The sequence below is a fragment of the Caulobacter rhizosphaerae genome (genome assembly GCF_010977555.1).
In the GTDB taxonomy this organism is placed as follows: Bacteria; Pseudomonadota; Alphaproteobacteria; order Caulobacterales; family Caulobacteraceae; genus Caulobacter; species Caulobacter rhizosphaerae.
Window position 1 is genome coordinate 5,214,000 of sequence record NZ_CP048815.1, and the last position, 20,968, is coordinate 5,234,967.

Annotated in this window: 17 protein-coding genes; 6 read left to right on the top strand and 11 right to left on the bottom strand. The window is 69.4% G+C overall.

The genetic code is table 11. The features are described from left to right. The gene (locus G3M57_RS23885) at nt 1-1,341 is read left to right on the top strand and encodes a patatin-like phospholipase family protein (RefSeq protein ID WP_163233309.1); all 1,341 of its coding nucleotides are present in this window, start codon (nt 1-3) and stop codon (nt 1,339-1,341) included. Here G3M57_RS23885 and G3M57_RS23890 read toward each other — a convergent pair. The 8 genes from G3M57_RS23890 to G3M57_RS23925 all read right to left on the bottom strand — a co-directional run bounded on the left by G3M57_RS23890 (nt 1,331) and on the right by G3M57_RS23925 (nt 10,571). Further along, nucleotides 1,331-1,669 carry an FmdB family zinc ribbon protein gene (locus G3M57_RS23890; protein ID WP_056757424.1) on the bottom strand — a complete coding sequence of 113 codons (339 nt, stop codon included), beginning with the start codon at nt 1,667-1,669 and terminating at the stop codon, nt 1,331-1,333. The two genes, G3M57_RS23885 and G3M57_RS23890, sit on opposite strands and share 11 nt — an antisense overlap. Nucleotides 1,670-1,786: 117 nt before the next feature. Next, on the bottom strand, nt 1,787-2,599 hold the full coding sequence (locus G3M57_RS23895) for a lipid A-modifier LpxR family protein (RefSeq protein ID WP_310030139.1): 813 nt from the start codon (nt 2,597-2,599) through the stop codon (nt 1,787-1,789). A gap of 373 nt (nt 2,600-2,972) precedes the next feature. Continuing rightward, a complete protein-coding gene (locus tag G3M57_RS23900; protein WP_163233311.1) occupies nt 2,973-4,853 on the bottom strand; it encodes a ribonucleoside-diphosphate reductase subunit alpha in 1,881 nt (626 codons plus the stop codon). 456 nt (nt 4,854-5,309) lie between these two features. Then, the gene (locus G3M57_RS27785) at nt 5,310-6,512 is read right to left on the bottom strand and encodes an OmpA family protein (RefSeq protein WP_056757429.1); all 1,203 of its coding nucleotides are present in this window, start codon (nt 6,510-6,512) and stop codon (nt 5,310-5,312) included. Between the two features lie 327 nt (nt 6,513-6,839). Next, nucleotides 6,840-8,003, bottom strand: a complete 1,164-nt coding sequence (locus tag G3M57_RS23910) for an ABC transporter permease (RefSeq protein WP_056757432.1) — start codon at nt 8,001-8,003, stop codon at nt 6,840-6,842. A gap of 20 nt (nt 8,004-8,023) precedes the next feature. Beyond that, nucleotides 8,024-8,950, bottom strand: a complete 927-nt coding sequence (locus G3M57_RS23915) for an ABC transporter ATP-binding protein (RefSeq protein WP_056757435.1) — start codon at nt 8,948-8,950, stop codon at nt 8,024-8,026. After that, nucleotides 8,947-9,933: an HlyD family secretion protein gene (locus tag G3M57_RS23920; RefSeq protein WP_163233312.1), complete on the bottom strand. Its 987-nt coding sequence runs from the start codon at nt 9,931-9,933 to the stop codon at nt 8,947-8,949. Before G3M57_RS23920 ends, G3M57_RS23915 begins: the two co-directional genes overlap by 4 nt. Beyond that, nucleotides 9,930-10,571: a TetR/AcrR family transcriptional regulator gene (locus G3M57_RS23925; protein ID WP_056757441.1), complete on the bottom strand. Its 642-nt coding sequence runs from the start codon at nt 10,569-10,571 to the stop codon at nt 9,930-9,932. The genes G3M57_RS23920 and G3M57_RS23925 overlap by 4 nt, the downstream gene beginning before the upstream one ends. A gap of 165 nt (nt 10,572-10,736) precedes the next feature. Here G3M57_RS23925 and G3M57_RS23930 point away from each other — a divergent pair, with 165 nt between their 5' ends. Continuing rightward, nucleotides 10,737-12,248, top strand: coding sequence for a serine hydrolase domain-containing protein (locus G3M57_RS23930; RefSeq protein WP_230983754.1), 1,512 nt, complete (start codon nt 10,737-10,739; stop codon nt 12,246-12,248). A 155-nt stretch (nt 12,249-12,403) separates the two neighbouring features. Here G3M57_RS23930 and G3M57_RS23935 read toward each other — a convergent pair whose 3' ends face one another. Both G3M57_RS23935 and G3M57_RS23940 read right to left on the bottom strand, forming a co-directional pair. Then, nucleotides 12,404-14,188: a cation:proton antiporter domain-containing protein gene (locus G3M57_RS23935; RefSeq protein WP_056757447.1), complete on the bottom strand. Its 1,785-nt coding sequence runs from the start codon at nt 14,186-14,188 to the stop codon at nt 12,404-12,406. A gap of 25 nt (nt 14,189-14,213) precedes the next feature. Continuing rightward, nucleotides 14,214-14,477, bottom strand: coding sequence for a helix-turn-helix domain-containing protein (locus G3M57_RS23940; protein WP_056757450.1), 264 nt, complete (start codon nt 14,475-14,477; stop codon nt 14,214-14,216). A 70-nt stretch (nt 14,478-14,547) separates the two neighbouring features. Between G3M57_RS23940 and ybaL the strand changes: the two genes are divergently transcribed. From ybaL to G3M57_RS23955, 3 genes are all read left to right on the top strand, one after another. After that, nucleotides 14,548-16,200 (top strand): YbaL family putative K(+) efflux transporter, encoded by a 1,653-nt coding sequence (ybaL, locus tag G3M57_RS23945; RefSeq protein WP_163233313.1) that lies wholly within the window; start codon nt 14,548-14,550, stop codon nt 16,198-16,200. 277 nt (nt 16,201-16,477) lie between these two features. After that, the gene (locus G3M57_RS23950) at nt 16,478-16,966 is read left to right on the top strand and encodes a copper chaperone PCu(A)C (RefSeq protein WP_163233314.1); all 489 of its coding nucleotides are present in this window, start codon (nt 16,478-16,480) and stop codon (nt 16,964-16,966) included. An 80-nt stretch (nt 16,967-17,046) separates the two neighbouring features. Continuing rightward, nucleotides 17,047-19,173 (top strand): M13 family metallopeptidase, encoded by a 2,127-nt coding sequence (locus G3M57_RS23955; RefSeq protein ID WP_163233315.1) that lies wholly within the window; start codon nt 17,047-17,049, stop codon nt 19,171-19,173. Nucleotides 19,174-19,224: 51 nt separating this feature from the next. Here the strand turns inward: G3M57_RS23955 and G3M57_RS23960 are convergent, their stop codons facing one another. Next, the gene (locus G3M57_RS23960) at nt 19,225-19,683 is read right to left on the bottom strand and encodes a DUF3237 domain-containing protein (protein WP_163233316.1); all 459 of its coding nucleotides are present in this window, start codon (nt 19,681-19,683) and stop codon (nt 19,225-19,227) included. Nucleotides 19,684-19,782: 99 nt separating this feature from the next. On the opposite strand from G3M57_RS23960, the gene G3M57_RS23965 reads away from it, so the two are divergent. Continuing rightward, a complete protein-coding gene (locus tag G3M57_RS23965; protein WP_163233317.1) occupies nt 19,783-20,676 on the top strand; it encodes a LysR substrate-binding domain-containing protein in 894 nt (297 codons plus the stop codon). Nucleotides 20,677-20,968: the final 292 nt, after the last annotated feature.

The window sequence follows — 20,968 nt, forward strand, 5'->3', positions numbered from 1 at the left end:
TTGAACACCCCGTCCGATCCCAAAAAGACCGTCCAGAGCTTCTTCCGGGATCGCGCGGCGAACGGCCAGCGCGGCAAGCGCCTGTCCGCCCCGCTGGGCCATGCCGACAACGCCATCGAGGCTGCCGGCTTCCCCGGGGTGCGGCTGAGCATCGACGAGGCCGACGAGGCCCTCCGCAGCGTCGCCGACCGCCTGGCCCCGATGCGGCCGCTGCTGGGGCGCGACGACTTCAACATCCTGGCCCTGTCCGGCGGCGCGGCCGGCGGCGCCTTCGGGGCCGGCGCCCTGATCGGCCTGACCAAGGCCGGGACGCGGCCGCAGTTCGCCATCGTCACCGGTGTCAGCACTGGCGCCTTGATCGCCCCCTTCGCCTTCCTCGGCCCAGCCTGGGACGACCGCCTGGCCGAGGCCTATGTCGGCGGCCACGCGGCCGACCTGCTCAGCCTCAAGAGCCTGGGTCCGACCCTGGGGCCCAGCCTGTTCCGCGGCGACTCGCTGGACGGGCTGGTCGCGCCGTTCGTCGACCTTGAGATGATCGAGGCCATCGCCGGCGAGCACGCCCGCGGCCGGCGCCTGTTGATCGCCACCACCAACCTCGACAGCCAGAAGGCGACGATCTGGGACATGGGCGAGATCGCCAGCCGGGGCGGCGAGGCGGCCGTTCGGCTGTTCCGCGACGTGCTGGTGGCCTCGGCCACCCTGCCCGGCCTGTTCCCGCCCAAGCTGATCGACGTCGAGGCCCCCGACGGTCATGGGGGCCTGACCCGTTATCAAGAGATGCACGCCGACGGCGGCATCGCCGCGCCGCTGTTCCTGATGCCCGACGCCCTGCTGCGCTGGCGCGAGCTGGGCCAGCGCCTGCGGCGCGGCCGGGTCTATGTGATCTTCAACACCGTGCTCGACCCCTCGCCGCGCACCACCGCGCCAGGCGTGACCTCGATCATGAGCCGCAGTTTCGAGACCATGCTGCGGTTCTCCTACCGCCAGGCGCTGAGCGTGGCCGCGGGCTTTTGCGCCCGCCACAACCTGCCGCTCTGGTCGGCCTCCATCCCGGCCAGCTTTTCGGACTTCAACATGATGAAGTTCGAGACCGCCGTCATGCGGCGGACCTTCGACGACGCCCAGGCCCTGGCGATCAGCGGCCAGCTGTGGTCCAGCGCCATCCCGACCCCCGAGCCCCTGTGGCGCGGGCTGTTCAAGCGCCAGGCCGCGACCCGGCGGCAGGCCGTCAAGGATCCGATCCTGACGCCGGCCCTGGCCGCGCCGGACGAACCGCCCATCGATCTGGCGACCGATCCGGCGGTGGCCTCAGGCGTCGAACGGGAAGAGCCTATTTCTTGAGGTAGCGGGCGCGCAGCTTCTCGACGCGCGGCGGATCGGCCCGGAAGTCCGCGGCCAGGCCAAGGCGGGCGTTGCAGGACGGGCAGCGCACCGAGTCCTCGTCGGCCAGCTCGGCCGGCGGGTCGAAGCGCGTGCCGCAGGGCTTGCACTTGAAGTCGCCCGTCGGCGGCGGCGGGGCGGGCTGCGGCGGCGGCTCGGGGGCCCTCAGCACGACGCGCTTGGCGCCGGCCGGCCGCGGGATGCGCTCGAGCGGCGGCGGACCGCCCGGCGCGGCGACGCCGCTCTTCAGGCTCAGGATCTTGCGGCGAGGGGGCTCGCTATCGCTCATGACGCTGGATGGCTCGGCTGGAGGCCCGGCTGCAGGCTTCGGTGAAAGACGGGCGCTAGCTGCATGATCTGAGCCCGAAACTCAAGCGCCGAAGCGTGGGACGCCGGCGCGGCGGTCCTACCAGTGCGGCCTCAGGCTGAACGAGAAGGCGACCATCTCGTCCTTCTGGGTCGCCATGCCCATGATCTGGTCCTTGGCCCTGATCTTGCGATGAACATAGCCGAACGAGGCCTGCATGGGCCCCTTGCGCCAGGCCAGGCCGGCCTGGCCGTCGCCGACCAGCTTGCTGCTGGTGTCGGTGGTGACGCCGGCCCGGCTCCAGTCGCCGTCGCCGCTGCGCAGCATGTTCAGGCCGACGGCTTGACCGCTGGCGGCCGCGAACATGTACCAGCGCCCGCGCTGGCCGAACTGGCGGCCGTCCTCGACGCCCAGCGAATCCACGACCCGGTCGCCCATCTTCTTGCCGAACCGCACCGTGGCCCCGGCCTCCGCCGAGCCGCCGGCCCCGCCGATGCCCAGGCCGGCGTGCGGCGTGACGTCCAGGGCGTACTTGCCCGCGCCCAGCGACACGGCGGCCGGCCAGCCGCGGGTGACGGTCACGTCGACGTCGCGATCCTCGAAACTGTCCTGCTCGGGCCGCACCAGGGCCAGGGGCCGGGTCTTGCCCACCGGCGCGACGCTGGCCACCGACACACGCACCGAGTCGACGGCGTGATGACCCTCGCCGACCACGAAGGCGTTGGACCGCCAGGTGACCGGGCCGCGGCCCTCGTAATAGCGGTTGGCGTCCAGCAGGCCGGCGTCGCCATAGGCGCCGGCCGGCGACAGCGAGAAGGCGGGATCGGCGTCGCGCGCGGTCTTGGCGGCGGGCGCCTCGGCGAAGCCGACCGCGCGGCCGGCGGGCCGAACGTTGCGGACGCCCAGGTCCACGGGCGCACCGGCGCGCAGGTCGACGACGAAACTAGGCGAGGCGGGCTTGCGGGCGGCGCTGGACGTCCTATCTGAAGGCCTGGACGACTTGCCAGCTTTCGTCGGGGTGGACCGCGTCGGCGCGGCCTGCGCGGTGGCGACAGCCAGAGCGCTTACCCCCAAGATCGCGACAAATGCCGTGCAAGCACGCATTCAGGTCCCCAGAACCCTTTTTCCCCACCGAAAGCCTACTCGGAATCCGTATGACGTCCATGGGACAAATCCCCACGTCATGAACATTTCTTGGAAGCTAAGGTTCCCGACGCGAAAACGGCGCCGCGGGGATCCGCGACGCCGTTGATTTCAGGGTTCGCCGAGCGTTACCCGGGCCAGGTCACTGGCAGGCCAGGCATTCCTCGTAGTCGGTCTTGGACGGCGCGTCGAAGCCATTGGCGGGGCCCGCCACCGCGACGTCGGAACCGGCGTAGGACGCCCGCTGCACCGACTTGGAGCGCAGGTAGTACAGCGACTTCACGCCGCGCTCCCAGGCCTGCCAGTGCAGCATGTGCAGGTCCCACTTGTCGACGTCGCCCGGCAGGAAAATGTTCACCGACTGGCTCTGGCAGATTTCCGGTGTGCGGTCGGCGGCCAGTTCGACCACCCAGCGCTGATCCAGTTCGAAGGCGGTCTTGTAGACGTCCTTGTCGTCCTGGCTGAGGAAGTCGAGGTGCTGGACCGAACCTTCGTTCTCCAGGATCGAACCCCAGACCGCGTCGGTGTTCTGGCCCTTCTCTTCCAGCAACTTCTCCAGATAGGGGTTCTTCACCGCGAACGAGCCCGACAGGGTCTTGTGGGTGTAGATGTTAGCCGGGATCGGCTCGATGCCGGCCGAGGTGCCGCCGCAGATGATCGAGATCGAGGCGGTCGGGGCGATGGCCAGCTTGTGCGAGAAGCGCTCCAACGAGCCGCGCTCGGCGGCGTCGGGGCACGGGCCCTTCTCCTGGCCGATGGCGATCGACGCCTTGTCGGCCTCGCGGCGCAGGTGCTTGAACATCCGCATGTTCCAGCTCTTGGCCAGGGCGCTCTCGAACGGCACGTTCTGGCTCTGCAGGAAACTGTGGAAGCCCATCAGGCCCAGGCCCACCGAACGTTCGCGCATGGCCGCATAGGCGGCCGTCGAAGCGGCGTCCGGGGCGCGGTCGATGAAGTCCTGCAGGACGTTGTCGAGGAAGCGCATGATGTCCTCGATGAACATCGGATGGTCGCGCCACTCCAGGAACGTCTCGGCGTTGACCGACGACAGGCAGCAGACCGCCGTGCGGTCGTTGCCCAGGTGGTCCAGGCCGGTGTGCAGCATGATCTCGCTGCACAGGTTCGACTGGCGGACCTTCAGGCCCAGCTCGCGCTGGTGCTGCGGCATGGCCCGGTTCACGGTGTCGGAGAAGATCAGGTAGGGCTCGCCGGTCTGCAGGCGCAGCTCCAGCACCTTCTGCCACAGGGCGCGGGCGTCGACCTCGCGCAGGACCTCATTGGTCTTGGGCGAGCGCAGGCCGAACTTGTGGCCGTCGCGGACGGCGTGCATGAACTCGTCGGTGATCGAGATGCCGTGGTGCAGGTTCAGGGACTTGCGGTTGAAGTCGCCCGACGCCTTGCGGATCTCCAGGAACTCTTCGATTTCCGGGTGGTGGATATCGAGGTAAACGGCCGCCGAACCGCGGCGCAAGGACCCTTGGCTGATCGCCAGGGTCAGGCTGTCCATCACGCGGATGAAGGGGATGATGCCGCTGGTCTGGCCCTGGCCCTTGACCTTCTCGCCGATCGACCGGACGCCGCCCCAGTAGGTGCCGATGCCGCCGCCGTTGGCGGCCAGCCAGACGTTCTCGTTCCAGACGCCCAGGATGCCGTCCAGGCTGTCGTTGACCGCGTTCAGGAAGCAGCTGATCGGCAGGCCGCGCTCGGCGCCGCCGTTGCTGAGCACCGGGGTCGACGGCATGAACCACAGCTGGCTCATGTAGTCGTAGACGCGCTGGGCGTGGTCGGCGTCGTCGGCGAAGGCCGTCGAGACGCGGGCGAACATGTCCTGGTACGACTCGCCCGGCAGCAGGTAGCGATCTTCCAGCGTGGTCTTGCCGAAATCGGTCAGCAGGGCGTCGCGCGAGCGATCGACCTCGACCTTGCGCACCAGCGCCAGTTTCGGACGTTCAGCCTTCATGCCGCCGGTGCGGGCCTGGGGGATCGCCGTCGTCTTCGCCGCTTCACTGCCGTTCATGATCAAAATCCATAATCAATCAGCGTGTTCCGGAAAAGGGAAGTCCCGTCCAGCCGCTATATCTTGTGGCCGAGGAGCCCCCTCAGCCCACATATGGGGCCACAGTGGCTAATGACTCGTCAACGACGAGATGCGCCTCCGAAGCGAGTTTTTTCTTAACAAGCTGTGAACGAACGCCGGTCCCTCGGAAGATGCTGGGCGCGATCAACGGGTTGCCTGATCAAGGCGATGACGCCTGCGACGCCCTGTCGCGGCCAACAAAGAAGTGATCCGGCCGCGGAGCGGATTCGCCCAAAAGGCGCTTGCCAATCCAATGCGCCCGAACGGCGGGCTTCTTCGGGAGGATGGCCCGGGCGCGACGCCTCAAGCGGCGCACCAACCGCCGCGTCCCGCCGATCAACGCCCAAAAGAAAAGGGCCCGGCGTCGCCGCCGGGCCCTCAACCTTAGTGACGATCTTGATCTTAGAAGTTGATCGAGATCGTGGAACGGCGGTTCAGCGGTTCCTTCACACCGTCGCCGGTGGCGACGGCGGGGGCGCTTTCGCCCTTCCAGTCAACGGCCAGGGTGTCAGCGGCGACACCGGCGCCGACCAGGGCGTCAGCCACGGCCTTCGCACGACGCTCCGAGAGCTTGGCGTTGTACTTCGGCGAACCCGAGGTGTCGGTGTGACCGACAACCACCAGCTTGGTGGCCTTGCCCGAGGTCGCGTAGTTCGCAGCTTCCGAAACCACCGACTGGGCTTCCGGCGTCAGCACGTACTGATCGAACGGGAAGTAGACGATGAATTCGCGCGCTTCGTACTGCGCCACCGGCGGAGGCGGCGGGGGCGGAGGCGGAGGCGGCGGGGGAGGCGGCGGGGGCGGCGGCGGCGGGGGAGGCGGCGGCGGCGGCGGGGCGGCGAAGGAGTACCGCAGACCGACGGTCAGCGACTGGTCCTTGTACTGGCCCTCGAACGTGCCGGGGTTGATCGGGCCCGAGCTGGTGGTCTGCCAGGCATGATCCTGGGTCGCGAACCAGCGGTAGGTCACGTCGACCTTCAGCTTGTCGGTCGCCTTGATCGAGGCGCCGGCGATAGCTTGCCAGGCGACGGCGATGTCGTCGTCGTCGGCGGTCAGGTTCTGGATCGCCGGGTTGGTCGCGGTGACCGGGCCGACGCCGCTGTATTGACCCAGCGCGCTGACGTCCAGGCGGTTGATGCCGACACCGGCGCCCAGGAACGGGTTGATCCACGAGTCCGGCGCGAAATCGTACAGGACGTTGACCATCAGCGACCAGGAATCGATCGAGCCCGACGGGCTGCCGCAGTTCGGGGCGGCCGTGGTGCGGGTCACGCCGGGGGTGCAGAGGCCGATCGGCTGCTGACGGACCGGGTTGCCACGGACGCTGAGCAGGTCGCCGGGGCGATAGCCGCCCTCGACTTCGGCGCGCCAGTTCGGGTTGAACTGGTAGCCCAGGCGGACGAAGCCGGCCCAGTCGTTATCCGTCGCCCAGGTCCAGTGCGCCGGGGCGCCGTCCCGCACGTTCTGCTCGGATTCGGTATTGATGCCCTCGGGCCAGTGGTAGCCAAGGTCGACCGCGCCGTACCAGCCGGTCTCTTGGGCCGAAGCGGCGCCAGCGGCGAACACCGCGGCCAGAGCCACCCCCGCCAGGAGTTGAAGTTTCATATCAAGAGCCCTCTATTGCCCTGCACCGGCCGAGACCGACCGAGCATTGTTATACCAAGGCGCGCGATCCGCGAAAGTGTCAGCAGAGCAACACCCGCCAGGTTTCGGCATCCCCTAGAGACGACGCCGCGAACACCTGACCGCCCCCGCAGAATCAACTTCCGAGCGTTTCGGCTGACTGTCCCGGAAAAAGCGCCAGCGCGGTACCGGTTCGCACGTGAATCCGCGCAGCGCAAGGCCTTGAGCACGTTTTGCCCCTTCGAGGCGCGTAAAAACGTCACGTCCGGCCAGGAACTCCACCGCAGCGCACAATGGGCGCCGGCTACCTCAGTCGAGCGTCCTGCGGTAGCGCGACATGGCGGCGGCGGCGATCGCCACGACAAATACCGCCAGGGCGGCAAGACTTGTCCACAGGTCCACAAGCCCCAGTCCTTTAAGTAAAGACCCCCGCACCACCCTCAGAAAATGGGTCACGGGAATCACGCTGCCCAGGGCCTGGGCCCAGGCCGGCATGCCCCGGAACGGGAACATGAAGCCCGAAAGCAGGATCGACGGCAGAATGTAAAAGAATGACATCTGCACGGCCTGCAGCTGGTTGCGGGCCACGGTGGAGATCAGGAAGCCCAGCGACAGCGACCCGAGGATGAACAGCACCACCCCCAGAGCCAGAGCGTCCCAGCCGCCGGCCATCGGCACCGAGAACAGCACCCGCGCCAGGACCAGGATCACCACCGTCTGGATCAGGCCGACCACCACATAGGGCGACAGCTTGCCGATCATCACCTCGATCGGCTTGGCCGGGGTGGCCAGCAGGCTCTCCATGGTGCCGCGCTCATATTCGCGGGTCATGCCCAGCGAGGTCATCATCACCAGGGTCAGGGACAGCACCACGCCCAGCAGGCCGGGCACGATGTTGTAGGCGGTGATGGCCTCGGGATTGTAGCGTCGGTGGATCACCACCTCGAACGGGTCCTCGTCCCGTCGCCCGGCGGCCCCCACGAGGTCGCGGGAAAGCGCCGTGCGCGGAAGGTTGGCCAGTGCGGCGATAGCTCCGCCGGTGGCGGCGGGGTCGGACGCGTCGGCCTCGACCAGGATCTGGGCGTCGTCGCCGCGCACCACGCGCCGCGTGAAGTCGGCGGGGATGGTCAGGGCGAACTGCACCTCGCCCCGGGCGATGGCCTGGTCCAGTTCCTCGGGCGAGGCGGCCTCGCGGACGATCTTGAAATAGCCGTTGTGGGCCAGGGCCGAGAGCGCCGAGCGGGCCATCGGTCCATGGTCCTGCACCAGCACCGCCGTGGGCAGGTCGCGCGGGTCGCTGTTGATGGCGTAGCCGAACAGCAGCAGCTGGACGATCGGCATGACCAGGATCATCGCATAGGTCAGCCGGTCGCGGGTGAGCTGGATGAACTCCTTGGTCAGCACCGCCAGGATGCGGTTCAGCGACAGGCCGCGATCGACGGGCGCCGCCGGATCGGAAGGCTTGGCGTCCATTGGGGCGCCCATTGGGGCGCTCATTGGAAGTTGTCCTTCGACGAGGCCATCAGCTGGATGAACACGTCCTCGAGGGTGGGCGAGACCTCGGTCCAGGTCAGCGGCGGCTTGCGATAGGGGGCGATGGCCGCCTCCAGCGCCGCGCGGTCCTGGCCGCTGACGTGCAGGGCGGCGCCGAACGGCGCGGCCATGGCCACGCCCGGCGCCCTGGCCAGCTCGCGGCCCAGGCGATCGGCGCCGGGCCCCTCTGCCCGGAAGGTCGTCAGGCCCGATTGGCCGATCACCTCGCCCAGGGTGCCGCGCGCCATCAGCTTGCCATAGGCGATGTAGGCGATGTCGTGGCAGCGCTCGGCCTCGTCCATGTAGTGGGTCGAGACCATGACGGTCAGGCCCTCGGCCGACAGGGCGTGGATCTCATCCCAGAACTCCCTTCTTGCCTGGGGGTCCACGCCCGCCGTGGGTTCGTCCAGCAGCAGCAGGCGCGGCTCGTGCAGCACGCAGGCGGCCAGGGCCAGGCGCTGCTTCCAGCCGCCGGACAGGCTGCCGGCCAGCTGTTTCTGGCGGTTGGCCAGGCCCAGGCGGTCCAGGGCTTCGTCCACCCGCTCCCGACGGCGGTCCAGGCCGTAGATCCGGGCCGTGAAGTCCAGGTTCTCGCGGATCGACAGGTCCTCGTAGAGCGAGAACTTCTGGGTCATGTAGCCGGTCTGGCGCTTGACCGCTTCGGCGCGCCGCCGAAAGTCCAGGCCCAGCACCGTCCCCTCGCCGTCGTCCGGGGTCAGCAGGCCGCACAGCATGCGCAGGGTGGTGGTCTTGCCCGAGCCGTTGGGGCCCAGGAAGCCAGTGATCTTGCCCGCCCCCACCTGGATGGTCAGGTCCTGGACCACATGCTTGTCGCCGTACGACTTGTCCAGGCCGCGCACGTCGACGGCCAGGTCGGCGGCGCTCACTGGCCCGCCGCCTTCAGCGGGACCACGTCGACCGGCAGGCCGGGCGGCAGGTCGGCCGGATGGTCCGGCAGGGCCTCGACCAGGAACACCAGCCGGTCGCGGGCGTCGCGGCTGTAGATCACCGGCGGGGTGAACTCCGCCCGGGGACTGACGAAATTGATCCGTGCGCCGAGGCCCGCCCCGCAGCCGTCGCAGGCGAAGGCGATCCGCGTGCCCGGGCGATAGAGCGCGACCTCGGCCTGAGGCACGTAGAAGCGCAGGCGCACCCGGTCGTCGACCAGCAGGGCCACCACCGGCTGGTTGGCCGCCACCCACTCGCCGGGCTGGTAGAAGACGTCCTGCACCCGGGCGGCGGCCGGGGCCCTGGGGCTGATCTGGTCCAGGCGGCTCTGGGCGACCGCCAGCTGGTCGCGGGCCGCCGCGGCCTGGCTTTCGGCGGCGCGGACGGCGTCGGGCCGCGCGCCCAGGGTCCCGACCCGACGCTGCTGCTCGACGGTGCGGACATTGGCTTGAGCGGTCTTCAGGGCGGCGCGCGCCTGGTCGAGGCGGGCGGGGGCGTAGATGCCCTTGGCGGCCAGCGGCGCGACCCGGTTGTAATCGGCCTGGGCCTCGGCGAGGGCCGCGGCGGCGGCGGCGCGCTGGGCGTCGTAGACCGCCAGCTCGTCGGGCCGCTGGCCCTTGGCGGCGTCCAGGGCCTGGGACTGGCCGGCGGCGGCCTGGGAGGCGGCCTGGTCGCGGGCGGCGACCAACTGGGCGGCGTCCAGGGCGAACAGCGGCTGGCCGGCGGCGACCCGCTGGCCGCGCTGCACCGACACCGTGCTGACCGGACCGGCCGCCGAGGCGCCGACATAAAGCGTCTCGCCCTCGACATAGCCCGACAGCCGCCGGGGATGGGCCGCATCCGGGCCCCAGAGCCGCCAGGCGACGAAGCCGGCCAGGCCGACGGCGGCCACGACCAGGACGATGCGGACCGGCGGCTTCATGCGCCCTCCTCCGGCTTGACCAGCATGCCCTGCAGGACGACCTCGGCGTGCTGGGCCAGCAGGGCCTTCAGGTCGATCGGCTTGACCCCGACCGGCACGAACACTTCGCGCCACAGCACGCCCAGCAGCAGGGGCCCGGCGAGGCTGAACACGTAGAGCTGGGGATCGCCGGGCCGCACCTCGCCGCGCGCCTGGGCGGCGGCCACCGCCGCGCTGATCGCCCCCAGCATCACCGAGACCACGTCCTCGTGCCAGACCTTGGCCAGCTCCGGGAAGTTGCGCGACTCGCCGATCACCATCTTGGCCACCGCGCCCAACCGGCCCTCGGTGATCACCTCGGCGACGCGGGCGAAGGCCAGGCGGATCAGGTGGCCGAACGGCAGCGGGCTCTGGGCGATGAAGCCGGCGACGGTGGCCAGGTTGGGGACGATCGTCTCGCGCACCACCGCCCGAAACAGGTCCTGCTTGGTTTCGAAATAGAGGTAGAGCGCCCCCTTGGAGACCCCGGCCCGGGCGGCGATGTCGTCCAGCCGCGCGGCGGCGAAGCCCTTTTCGGAGAATACCTCCAGCGCCGCGGCGATGATCTCGCCGGGCCGGGCCTCGCTGCGTCGTCGCCACTTGGGCTGGCCGGTCTGCATGGTGCGGGCGCTCGATGTATATAACTGACGAGTCAGTTATATACGAAATCGGGACGATCGCAAGCTCCGGCGAAGGTCGTGCTCCGCAGGTGAACCCGATGTCACTATGTCGAAGACCGCATCGCCCCTAGGTTGCCGTCCGAACCTCGGCAGCGGACCTCATTGATGAGTTTCATCCCCCGGACTTCCCCGACCTCGAGCCTGCCCCCGCGCGCGAGCGGCCTGGCGCGGCGCGAGTTGCTCGCCCTGGCGCCGGCGATTCCGCTGGCGCTGTCCGGTGCGGCGAACGCGGCCGGGACGGCGGATCCGGTGGGAACGATCGTCGCGGAGTTCGTGCGGGCGGGCCGCGTCGACGGGATCTCCGCCGCCGTCGTGCATGGCGGACGCACCCGCTTTCACAACGCCGGCCTGATCGCGCGCGGCGGCTCCACGCCGGCGACCGAGCGCAGCGTCTACGAGATCGGCTCGATCTCCAAGACCTTCACCGGCCTGCTGCTGGCCCACGCGATCCTGGAGGGCCGCGCGGCCGCCTCCGACGACGTGCGCAAACACCTGCCTCCGGGCTACGACAACCTCGCGCGCGGCGACCGGCCCGTGCGGCTGATCGACCTGGTCGACACCACCTCGGCCCTGCCGGACAACCTGCCCGACTGGCGCCAGGCGATCGGCGACGCCAAGCCGGAACAGATCCCGTTCATCGCCGCCAAGCTCCTCGACGGCTATACGTCCCAAACGCTGATGGCCGACCTGCGCACGGTCAGCCTGGTCGACACGCCCGGTGCGGCGCCGCGCCACTCCAACGTCGCCTCGCAACTGGTCGGGATCGTGCTGGAACGGCTCTACGGCCGACCGTACGAGGCCTTGCTGGCCCAGTATGTCGAGCGGCCGCTGGGCATGGCCTCGGGCGTCGCCGCGCCATCGGCCGCCCTGGTCGCACAGGGGTACGACCTCAGCGGCCCCGCGACGCCGGCGCTCACCGCCCCCGTGGTCCGCGCGGCCGGCGGGCTGCGCTATTCGACGGCGGACATGGCCCGCTACCTCGCCGCGCAACTGGCGGCGCGCGATCCCGCCGTCACCCTGACCCACCAGCCGGCCTGGGGCTCGCCCGACACCGGCGCGATCGGCTTCCACTGGATGATCGCCAAGACCGCCGACAGCCAGGTCTATCTGCGCCACGGCGGCGGCACGTTCGGCTTCTCGAGCTACTGCGATTTCTATCCGGACAAGGGCTACGGCATCGTTCTGCTGGCCAATCGCGCAGGGCTCGAGGGCGCGCTGCAGTCGGCCGCCGACGCCGCGCACGAGGCGCTGTTCGGTCGGCCCAAGGGGCTGGCGGCGCTGGAGGCCGCGCTGGAGCAGAGCCGTTACGCCGACGTCGCCGCCTCGGTCGCCGACGCCCGCCGCCGCTTTCCGGAGCTTCATCTCACCGAGGAGCGCGTCAACGGCTGGGGCTACCGCCTGCTGTTCGCGCCGCGCCCCGCCGAAGCCAAGGCGCTGTTCGGCTACAATGTCGCCCAGCACTCCGACAGCGCCAACGCCCACGACAGCTACGCCGAGGCGCTGGCGGCGACCGGCGACAAGGCCGGGGCCATCGCCGAATACCGCCGCTCGCTGGCGCTCAACCCGGCCAACGACAACGCCGAGAAGATGATCGCGAAGATCTTGGCCGACAAATAGATCGACCGCCTGGATCTGACCGACATTCAGATCCGGGAAACGAAAACCTCGTCCTTCGACAAGCTCAGGATGAGGTTTTCGACTGCCGCCGCCTAGACAATGGTCCTCATCCTGAGCTTGTCGAAGGACGAGGACCAAGCACCGGGCTAAACGCCCTAGACCCTACCCGCGTCCCGCAGCCGCTTCCTCTTCCCGCCCAGGGCGTCGGGCCGGTTCAGGACCTTGCGGTATTCGTCGCGGCGTTCGTGGATCGAGGCGATGACCAGGCCCATGGGCACGCCGATGTCGACCAGCACGGCTTCCGACAGCTGCAGGCTGGCCTCGATGGTCTCGGGCACGGCGTCGGTGGCGCCCAGCTCGTAGAGCCGGGCGGCGTGGCGGGCGTCGCGGGCCCGGGCGACGATGGTCAGGTCGGGGCGATGGCCGCGCGCCGTGGCCACCACCGCCTCGGCCGCTTCCGGCGAGTCCATGGTCACCACCACCGCCCGGGCGTGGTCCAGGCCGCAGCGCTCGAGCAGCTCGACCCGCGAGGCGTCGCCGAAATAGACGCGGTGGCCGGCGCGGCGGCCCTGCTGGACGAAGCTCGGGTCGCGGTCGATGGCGATCCAGGGCAGGTCGTGGCGGTCCAGCATGTCGCCGACCAGCCGCCCGACGCGGCCATAGCCGACCACCAGCACCCGGCCGGCCGGTTCCTCGCTGTGCAGGCCCACCAGGTCGGGCGCCTCGCTGACCGGCGCCGCCGCCTTCCTGGCCAGCCGCCCGCCCAGGCCCGACAGCAGCGGGATCAGGAACATGGTCAGGGTTGCGGCCACCAGCACGGCCTGGCCGACCTGGTCGGAGACCACGCTGGCCGCCATGGCGTTGTCCAGGATCACGAAGGCGAACTCGCCGCCGGCCGCCAGGGTCAGGGCCGCCTCGATGGACGCCCGGTTCGACAGGCCGAACAGCCGGCCCAGCCCCATGATCATCACCCCCTTGACCACGACCAGCCCGACGGCGACGCCCAGCACCAGGGCCGGCGAGGCGACCAGCAGCGACAGGTCCAGGCGAATGCCCAGCGACACGAAGAACAGGCTGAGCAGCAGGCCCTTGAACGGCTCGATCTTGACCTCGACCTCGTGGCGGTACTCGGTCTCGGCCAGCAGGATGCCGGCCACGAAGGCGCCCAGGGCCATCGACAGGCCCGACAGCGACGCCACCAGCCCCGCCCCGATGATCACCAGCAGGCAGGCGGCCATGAACATCTCTTCGCTCTTGGCCTTGGCCACCGAGCGCATCATCGGCCGCAGCGCCAGGCGGCCGAACAGCACGATCACCCCCAGGCCGATCACCGCCGGCCCTAGGGCCACCAGGTCGCCCAGGCCGAACGTGCCGTCGCCCCGGCCCAGGATCGCCAGGGTGATCAGGATCGGGGCCACCGCGAGGTCCTGGAACAGCAGCACCGAGAAGGTCGCCCGCCCGCCCTCGGCGTGCAGCCGCTTGCGCTCGACCAGCACCGGCACGGCGATGGCGGTGGACGACAGGGTCAGGGCCGCGCCGATCGCCAGGGCCGCCACCGGCGGCTGGCCCAGGGCCATGCCGATCGCCCCCAGGGCCAGCGAGCAGCCGATCATCTGCAGGGCGCCCAGGCCGAACACCAGCTTGCGCATCAGGCGCAGCCGCTCCCATGACAGCTCCAGCCCGATCATGAACAGCAGGAACACCACCCCGAACTCGGCCAGCTGGGCGATTTCCTGGGGGTTGTCGACGGTGACGTAGTCCAGCCACGGGAAGGTGTGGCTCAGCGCCCCCAGGCCGAACGGTCCCAGGATCACGCCGGCGATCAGGAAGCCGAGGATCGGGTTCAGCTTCAGCCGCTTGAACAGCGGCGCGACGATGCCCGCCGTGGCCAGGAACAGCACCAGGTCCTTGTAGTCCGCCGGCGATATCGCGTGGTTCACGTGCCCCTGCCCCTCTTCGCGCGTTCTAGCTGGCGATCTTCAGTCTCACGCCCGCCCCGGCCTCGGCCCCTTCGCCGCCTCCCGGCGGGATCAGCGCGACGCCGCCGGCTTCCAGCGCGTCGATCAGCAGGCGTTCGGTGCTATGGTGCAGGGCGTGGCGCTCGGTCTCGAAGTCCTTGACCGTGCTGCGCGATACGCCAGCCCGGTCAGCCAACTCGCCCTGCGACCAGCTGAGCAGGCCGCGCGCACCCCGGCACTGGGCCGGCAGGAGAATTTTGGCGTGGGGCATCTGGCGCTCCAGGTCGGCTCACCCATATTGGTTGACTACGCCCGAAAACGTTGACCGTCAAGGAGCGCCTTTGCACCATACCTCGTTGATCGCCACCATCGTCGCCGGCCTGGGCCTGGCCTTCGTGTTCGGCGCCATCGCCAACCGCCTGAAGCTGCCGGTGCTGGTCGGCTATCTGGTGGCCGGCGTGGTCGTCGGCCCGTTCACCCCCGGCTATGTCGCCGACCAGGAGTTGGCCCCGCAGCTGGCCGAGATCGGGGTGATCCTGCTGATGTTCGGGGTGGGGCTGCACTTCTCGGTCAAGGATCTGATGGCGGTGCGCAAGATCGCCATTCCCGGCGCCGTCGTGCAGATCCTGGCGGCCACGGCGATGGGGATCGGCCTGGCCCACCTGCTGGGCTGGACGCTGGGGGCCGGGATCGTCTTCGGCCTGGCCCTGTCGGTGGCCTCCACCGTGGTGCTGCTGCGCGCCCTGCAGGAGCGGCGGCTGATCGAGACCGACCGCGGCCGCATCGCGGTCGGCTGGCTGATCGTCGAGGACCTGGCCATGGTGCTGGCCCTGGTGCTGCTGCCGGCCCTGTCGGGGATCCTGGGCGGCGAGGCCCCGCCGCCGGGACCCGGGGGCCTGTTCGGCGCCTTCGCCATGACCATCGGCAAGGTGGTCGCCTTCGTGGCGCTGATGCTGGTCGTCGGGCGCCGAGTGATCCCGTGGATCCTGCACCGCATCGCCCACACCGGTTCGCGCGAGCTGTTCCGGCTGGCGGTGCTGGCCATTGCTCTAGGAGTCGCGTTCGGCTCGGCGGCGCTGTTCGGCGTGTCGTTCGCCCTGGGAGCCTTCTTCGCCGGCATGATCATGGCCGAGAGCGAGCTCAGCCAACAGGCCGCCAACGAGACCCTGCCCCTGCGCGACGCCTTCGCCGTGCTGTTCTTCGTGTCGATCGGCATGCTGTTCAATTGGTCGGTGATCCTGCGCGAGCCCCTGGCCGTGCTGGCCACCCTGGCGATCATCGTGATCGGCAAGTCGCTGGCCGCCTGGCTGATCGTCATCGCCTTCAAGCGCCCGCAGAGCGTGGCCCTGACCATTTCGGCCAGCCTGGCCCAGATCGGCGAATTCTCGTTCATCCTGGCGGGCCTGGGCGTGTCGCTAAAGCTGCTGCCCAAGGACGGCCAGGACCTGATCCTGGCCGGGGCGATCCTGTCGATCCTCCTCAACCCGCTGCTGTTCGCCGTGCTGGACAAGGTGCTGCCCCGACTGGCCGGGCGGGCGGGCGAACCGGCGGCTCCGGCGCTGGCGGCCCAGCCGCACGGCGTGCTGGTCGGCTACGGCCGGGTCGGCAAGGCCGTGGCCGAGGGCCTGAAGGGCCGCATGCCGCTGGTGGTGATCGAGGACGAAAGCGAGCGGGCCGACGCGCTGCGGGCCGGCGGCTTCGAGGCTGTCCAGGGCAACGCCGTCAGACCAGAGGTGCTGCTGCGGGCCGGCCTGGCCGAGGCCACCCACCTGTTCGTCGCCGTGCCCAGCCCGTTCGAGGCCGCGCGGATCATCGAACAGGCCCGCGCCGCCAACGCCAGGGTCAAGATCATCGCCCGCGCCTATACCGACAACGACGTCGACCTGCTGACCGGCATGGGCGCCGACCACGCCCTGATCGGCGAGCAGGAGATCGCCCGCGGCATGCTGGCCCTGGCCCCGAAGCGGCCGGCGTCGGCGGCGTCGGTGCATTAGGGGAGACCTTCACGTCCGAGGACCGAAAACCTCGTCCTTCGACAAGCTCAGGATGAGGTTTTCTACTGGCGAGGTCTATAAATGGCCCTGATCCTGAGCTTGTCGAAGGACGAGGACCACGCACGGCCTCGGCTGTCGACCTCCGCTTCGCCGCGACCGGGATGACAACATCGGAGGCGAGTTCGATGACGTCGAGCTCGACATCGTCATCGTTTCAACAGGTCGCCTTACCAACGCCCGCCGAACCGGGCATGAAGCTTCGATGCAGAGAACTGTCATGAACCGCCTCGTCCTGGCCTTCGCCGTCGCCCTGGTCGCCTTCGCGCCCGCCCAGGCCGCCGACTATCGCGTCGGCGGGATCGAGATCCGCCATCCCTGGACTCGCCCGGCCAAGGCCGGCATGAACGGGGTCGGCTACCTGACCCTGGTCAATGTCGGCGCCAAGCCGGTCAAGCTGCTGATGGTCCAGAGCCCGGCCGCGCGGTCGGTGACCCTGCACCAGACCAGCCAGGCGGACGGGATCGCCTCGATGCGGCCGGTGACCGACGGGCTGAGGGTCGCGCCGGGGGCCAGCGTCGCCTTCGCGCCCGGCGGCTATCACCTGATGCTGATGGGCCTGACCCGCGCCCAGGCGCCGGGCGGCAAGGTTCCGCTGACCCTGGTGTTCGACGGCGGGCGGCGGATCCGCATCGAGCTGGCCGTGGTATCGGCCGCCCCGAACGCCGCCGGAGCCGACCCGATGGCCGGCATGCACCACGACCACTGAAACATGACAAAAAAGTAAGGGACGAAACGCCCCGGTTGATGGCCAAGTCGCGGTTCGGTTTTTCAACGGATCGCTGCTTCATGAAACGAATCTGGTTCGCCGCCGCCGCCATGGCCGCGCTGTCCCTGTCCGCCTTCGGGGCGGACGCCCGCGAAGACCACGACCACGCCTGCCTGAACGCGGCCTGCACCCTGCAGTCGCTGTTCGTCGCCGCCGACACGCCGACGGCCGGCGCCCCGACGATGTCGCTGGAGTCGCCGCGCTACGGGGCCTGGGGCTTCGACATCGCCGGCATGGACCGCTCGGCCAAGCCGGGCGACGACTTCTACAAGTTCGCCAACGGGACCTGGGACGCCAACACCGCCATCCCCAGCGACCGCACCCGCTACGGCAATTTCGACAAGCTGGCCGAGCTGTCGGAAGCCCGCACCAAGGCGATCATCACCGAAGCGGCCTCGGCCAAGTCGCCCGACGCCGACACGGTCAAGATCGGCGCCGCCTACAAGGCCTTCATGGACGAGGCCCTGGCCGAAAAGCTCGACGCCAAGCCGATCGCCCCCGAACTGGCCGACATCCGCAAGGTCGGGACCAAGGACGACTTCACCGCCCTGATGGGCCGCAACCCCACCACCGGCTTCTCGGCGATCCTGGGCCTGGGCATCAGCCCCGACGCCAAGAACCCGACGCGCTACGCCGTCTACGCCGCCACCGGCGGCCTCAGCCTGCCCGACCGCGACTACTATCTCGACGCCAAGTTCGCGGAGAAGAAGGCCGCCTACGAGGCCTATGTCGCCCAGATGCTGACCCTGGTCGGCTGGGACAAGCCGGCCGAGAACGCCAAGGCGATCGTCGCCTTCGAGACCCAGCTGGCCGAGGCCTCCTGGACCCGCGCCGAGCGCCGCGACCGCGACAAGACCTACAACCCCATGACCCTGGCCGAGCTCCAGGCCTTGACCCCGGGCTTCGCCTGGAACCGCTACATGGTCGGGACCGAGCTGCCGCAGATCGACCGCGTGGTGGTGACCACCAACACCGCCTTCCCCAAGTTCGCCAGGATCTACGCCGACACCCCGCTCGACACCCTGAAGGCCTGGCAGGCGTTCAAGGTCGCCGACGGCGCCGCGCCGCTGCTGTCCAAGCGCTTCGTCGACGCCAGCTTCGCGTTCCGCAACAAGACCCTGGCGGGCCAGCCCGAGCAGAAGCCGCGCTGGAAGCGCGCCGTCGCCTCGGTCAACGACCAGCTGGGCGAGGCGGTCGGCCGCGTCTACGTGGCCCGCTACTTCCCGCCGGAGTCCAAGGCCAAGATGATCGACCTGGTCGGCAACATCCGCGGGGTGCTGAAGGCGCGCCTGGAGACGCTGGACTGGATGTCGCCGCAGACCAAGGCCCAGGCCGAGGACAAGCTGGCCCAGTTTACCGTCAAGATCGGCTATCCCGACAAGTGGCGCGACTATTCCAAGCTGGTGATCAAGGCCGACGACGTCTACGGCAACGCCCTGCGCTCGGGCGCCTTCGAATGGCGCCACGACGTCGAGCGCCTGAACCAGCCGGTCGACAAGACCGAGTGGGGCATGACCCCGCAGACGGTCAACGCCTACTACAACTCGGTCAATAACGAGATCGTCTTCCCGGCCGCTATCCTGCAGGCCCCGTTCTTCCATCCGGACGCCGACCCGGCCGTCAACTACGGCGGCATCGGCGGGGTGATCGGCCACGAGATCAGCCACGGCTTCGACGACCAGGGCCGCAAGTCGGACGGCAAGGGCGTGCTGCGCGACTGGTGGACCGCCGAGGACGCCGCCAAGTTCAAGGCCCAGGCCGACAAGCTGGGCGCCCAGTACGGCGCGTTCGAGCCCCTGCCCGGCGCCAAGGTCAACGGCCAGCTGACCATGGGCGAGAACATCGGCGACATGGGCGGCCTGGCCTTCGCGCTTCAGGCCTACCACGCCTCGCTGGACGGCAAGCCGGCCCCGGTGCTCGACGGCTTCACCGGCGACCAGCGCGTCTATCTCGGCTGGGCCCAGGTCTGGCGCTCGAAGATCCGCGACGACGCGCTGCGCCAGCAGGTGGTCAGCGACCCCCACTCGCCGGCCTATTACCGCGTCAACGGCACGATCCGGAACCAGGACGGCTGGTACAGCGCCTTCGGCGTCAAGCCGGGCGACAAGCTGTACGTCGCGCCGGAGGACCGGGTCCGGATCTGGTAGTTGGGGCGGGGACACGCCCTCGCGGCGTGTCCCCAGCGCATGAACCCCGCGTCACAGGATCTCGTGGACTTCGTAGCGGACGCCGCCTGGAATCCGCCCGCCCCGCGCAACGGCAACTATGCCGTTGAGCCAGCCATATTTTTCCGCGGATGTCTCGAAATAGGGGGTCGTGCGGAGATAATAGTCCGAGCTGTCCACGATCTCTCCGCGGGCGAGGCGTTGATCGACCTCGGCCGAAGCCCGGCGGACGCCGCGGTAGGTCATCAGGATCGGGGCGTCGTCCTCGGTCACCAGGAGGAGACGAACATCCTGCTGGAACGCGCCGTCGGCCCTGAGCAGGAGGAGGTCGGATCCGATGAGCGGGGAAACCACGCCCTTCAATCGGTCGCCTTCGAAGACGCCGCCCGAAACGGGATAGACTCGGCGATCGCCGGCCGGCGTCCGACCCAGTTCGATCATCGGGTGCAGGTGAATGGACAGGTCGAAGAGCGGACGGGATTGCAGGGACAAGTGCGCGGCTCCTTATGTAGGCGTGTGGACGACCTCCTCTGACACCCTGGCCGGCGACGGCAAAACGCGGGTTTCTTACGATCACGACAAGGATGGCTTGTGAAGCGTCCCTCTTTGGAATCCCTGCGGATCCTGGGCGAGTGCGTGCGGTCCGGCAGCTTCGCCGCGGCGGCCCAGACCCTGTTCCTGACGCCGGCCGCCGTCAGCCTGCGCATCCGCACGCTGGAACAGGACCTAGGAAAGCCGCTGTTCGTGCGCAGAGGACCTCGCGCGACCGCCACCGACGACGCGATCGCGCTCGCGGCGCGCGTCGATCGCGCCCTGGACGACATCGACCTGGCGCTCGAGGCCTTCCACGACGCCCGCCCCGTTATCCGCATCACGGCGCCGCCGAGCTTCGCCTCGCATTGGCTGGCTCCGCGCCTGGAACGGTATCAAGCCGACAATCCCCGCATCGCCATCGAGCTCGACGTATCGACGGACCTGCGCTCCGGGAGCGGCTTCGATGTCGCGATCCGAACCGGCGGCGGCCCCTGGCCCGGCTGGACGTCGCACCCGCTGTTTCCCGTCGACCTGACGCCCATGCTCAGGCCGGACCTGGTCGCGCGGCATCGCATCGTCCAGCCTTCGGACCTGGAGCGGCTCATCCTGTTGCCGCATCCGGACTGGCCGCTATGGCTGAGCGAAGCCGGCGCCCCCGCCGACCGCCGGTTTCAATTTGGGGCCGTGGACTATCCCAGCCATGAGCTGAACGCGAACGCCGCCCTGGCCGGCCAGGGCGCTGCGCTGCTGCCGCGCAGCCTGTTCAAGCCGATGGTCGACGACGGCCGTCTGGCCGCGCCGTTCGACCATGCGTTGGCCGACGCCGATTGGCATTTCGCGCTTCTGCACGAGCGGGAGGTGCGGCAAGAGCCGGCCGACCTCGTGGCGTGGCTGCTGTCCGAGGCCCAACCGAGCTCCGACGCGGCCGCATCCGGGCCTTCGCGCGCTTAGAAGGTGATGTGGACCAGCGCGCCGGACGCTCGAGGCCCGCCGGAAGGACCTGGTCACTGGCTGGGCCAAATTGCCCGCGTTCGGGCTCGATACGACCAGGCGATCGGGCGGCCGAAAACGCGGCTCCGAAAGCCAAACAGCGTTTTTATCGATGTCGTCAAAAACGTTGAGCCGAACCCGGAAAACACTAAACCCGTCGCGGGGGATAATCGCGACGGGTCCAGCTATTTCTCGATCACTCGATCTAGGTGGGCGTTTCCTCCCCGAAACGCCGAAGGAAGGGAGCTCTCTT

Coding starts and splice junctions, on each gene's coding strand:
- G3M57_RS23920 (WP_163233312.1), bottom strand. CDS start 9,933: ATGAAGCCGCCGGTCCGCATCGTCCTGGTCGTGGCCGCCGTCGGCCTG.
- G3M57_RS27785 (WP_056757429.1), bottom strand. CDS start 6,512: ATGAAACTTCAACTCCTGGCGGGGGTGGCTCTGGCCGCGGTGTTCGCC.
- G3M57_RS23930 (WP_230983754.1), top strand. CDS start 10,737: ATGAGTTTCATCCCCCGGACTTCCCCGACCTCGAGCCTGCCCCCGCGC.
- G3M57_RS23950 (WP_163233314.1), top strand. CDS start 16,478: ATGAACCGCCTCGTCCTGGCCTTCGCCGTCGCCCTGGTCGCCTTCGCG.
- G3M57_RS23925 (WP_056757441.1), bottom strand. CDS start 10,571: ATGCAGACCGGCCAGCCCAAGTGGCGACGACGCAGCGAGGCCCGGCCC.
- G3M57_RS23910 (WP_056757432.1), bottom strand. CDS start 8,003: ATGGACGCCAAGCCTTCCGATCCGGCGGCGCCCGTCGATCGCGGCCTG.
- G3M57_RS23890 (WP_056757424.1), bottom strand. CDS start 1,669: ATGAGCGATAGCGAGCCCCCTCGCCGCAAGATCCTGAGCCTGAAGAGC.
- G3M57_RS23940 (WP_056757450.1), bottom strand. CDS start 14,477: ATGCCCCACGCCAAAATTCTCCTGCCGGCCCAGTGCCGGGGTGCGCGC.
- G3M57_RS23955 (WP_163233315.1), top strand. CDS start 17,047: ATGAAACGAATCTGGTTCGCCGCCGCCGCCATGGCCGCGCTGTCCCTG.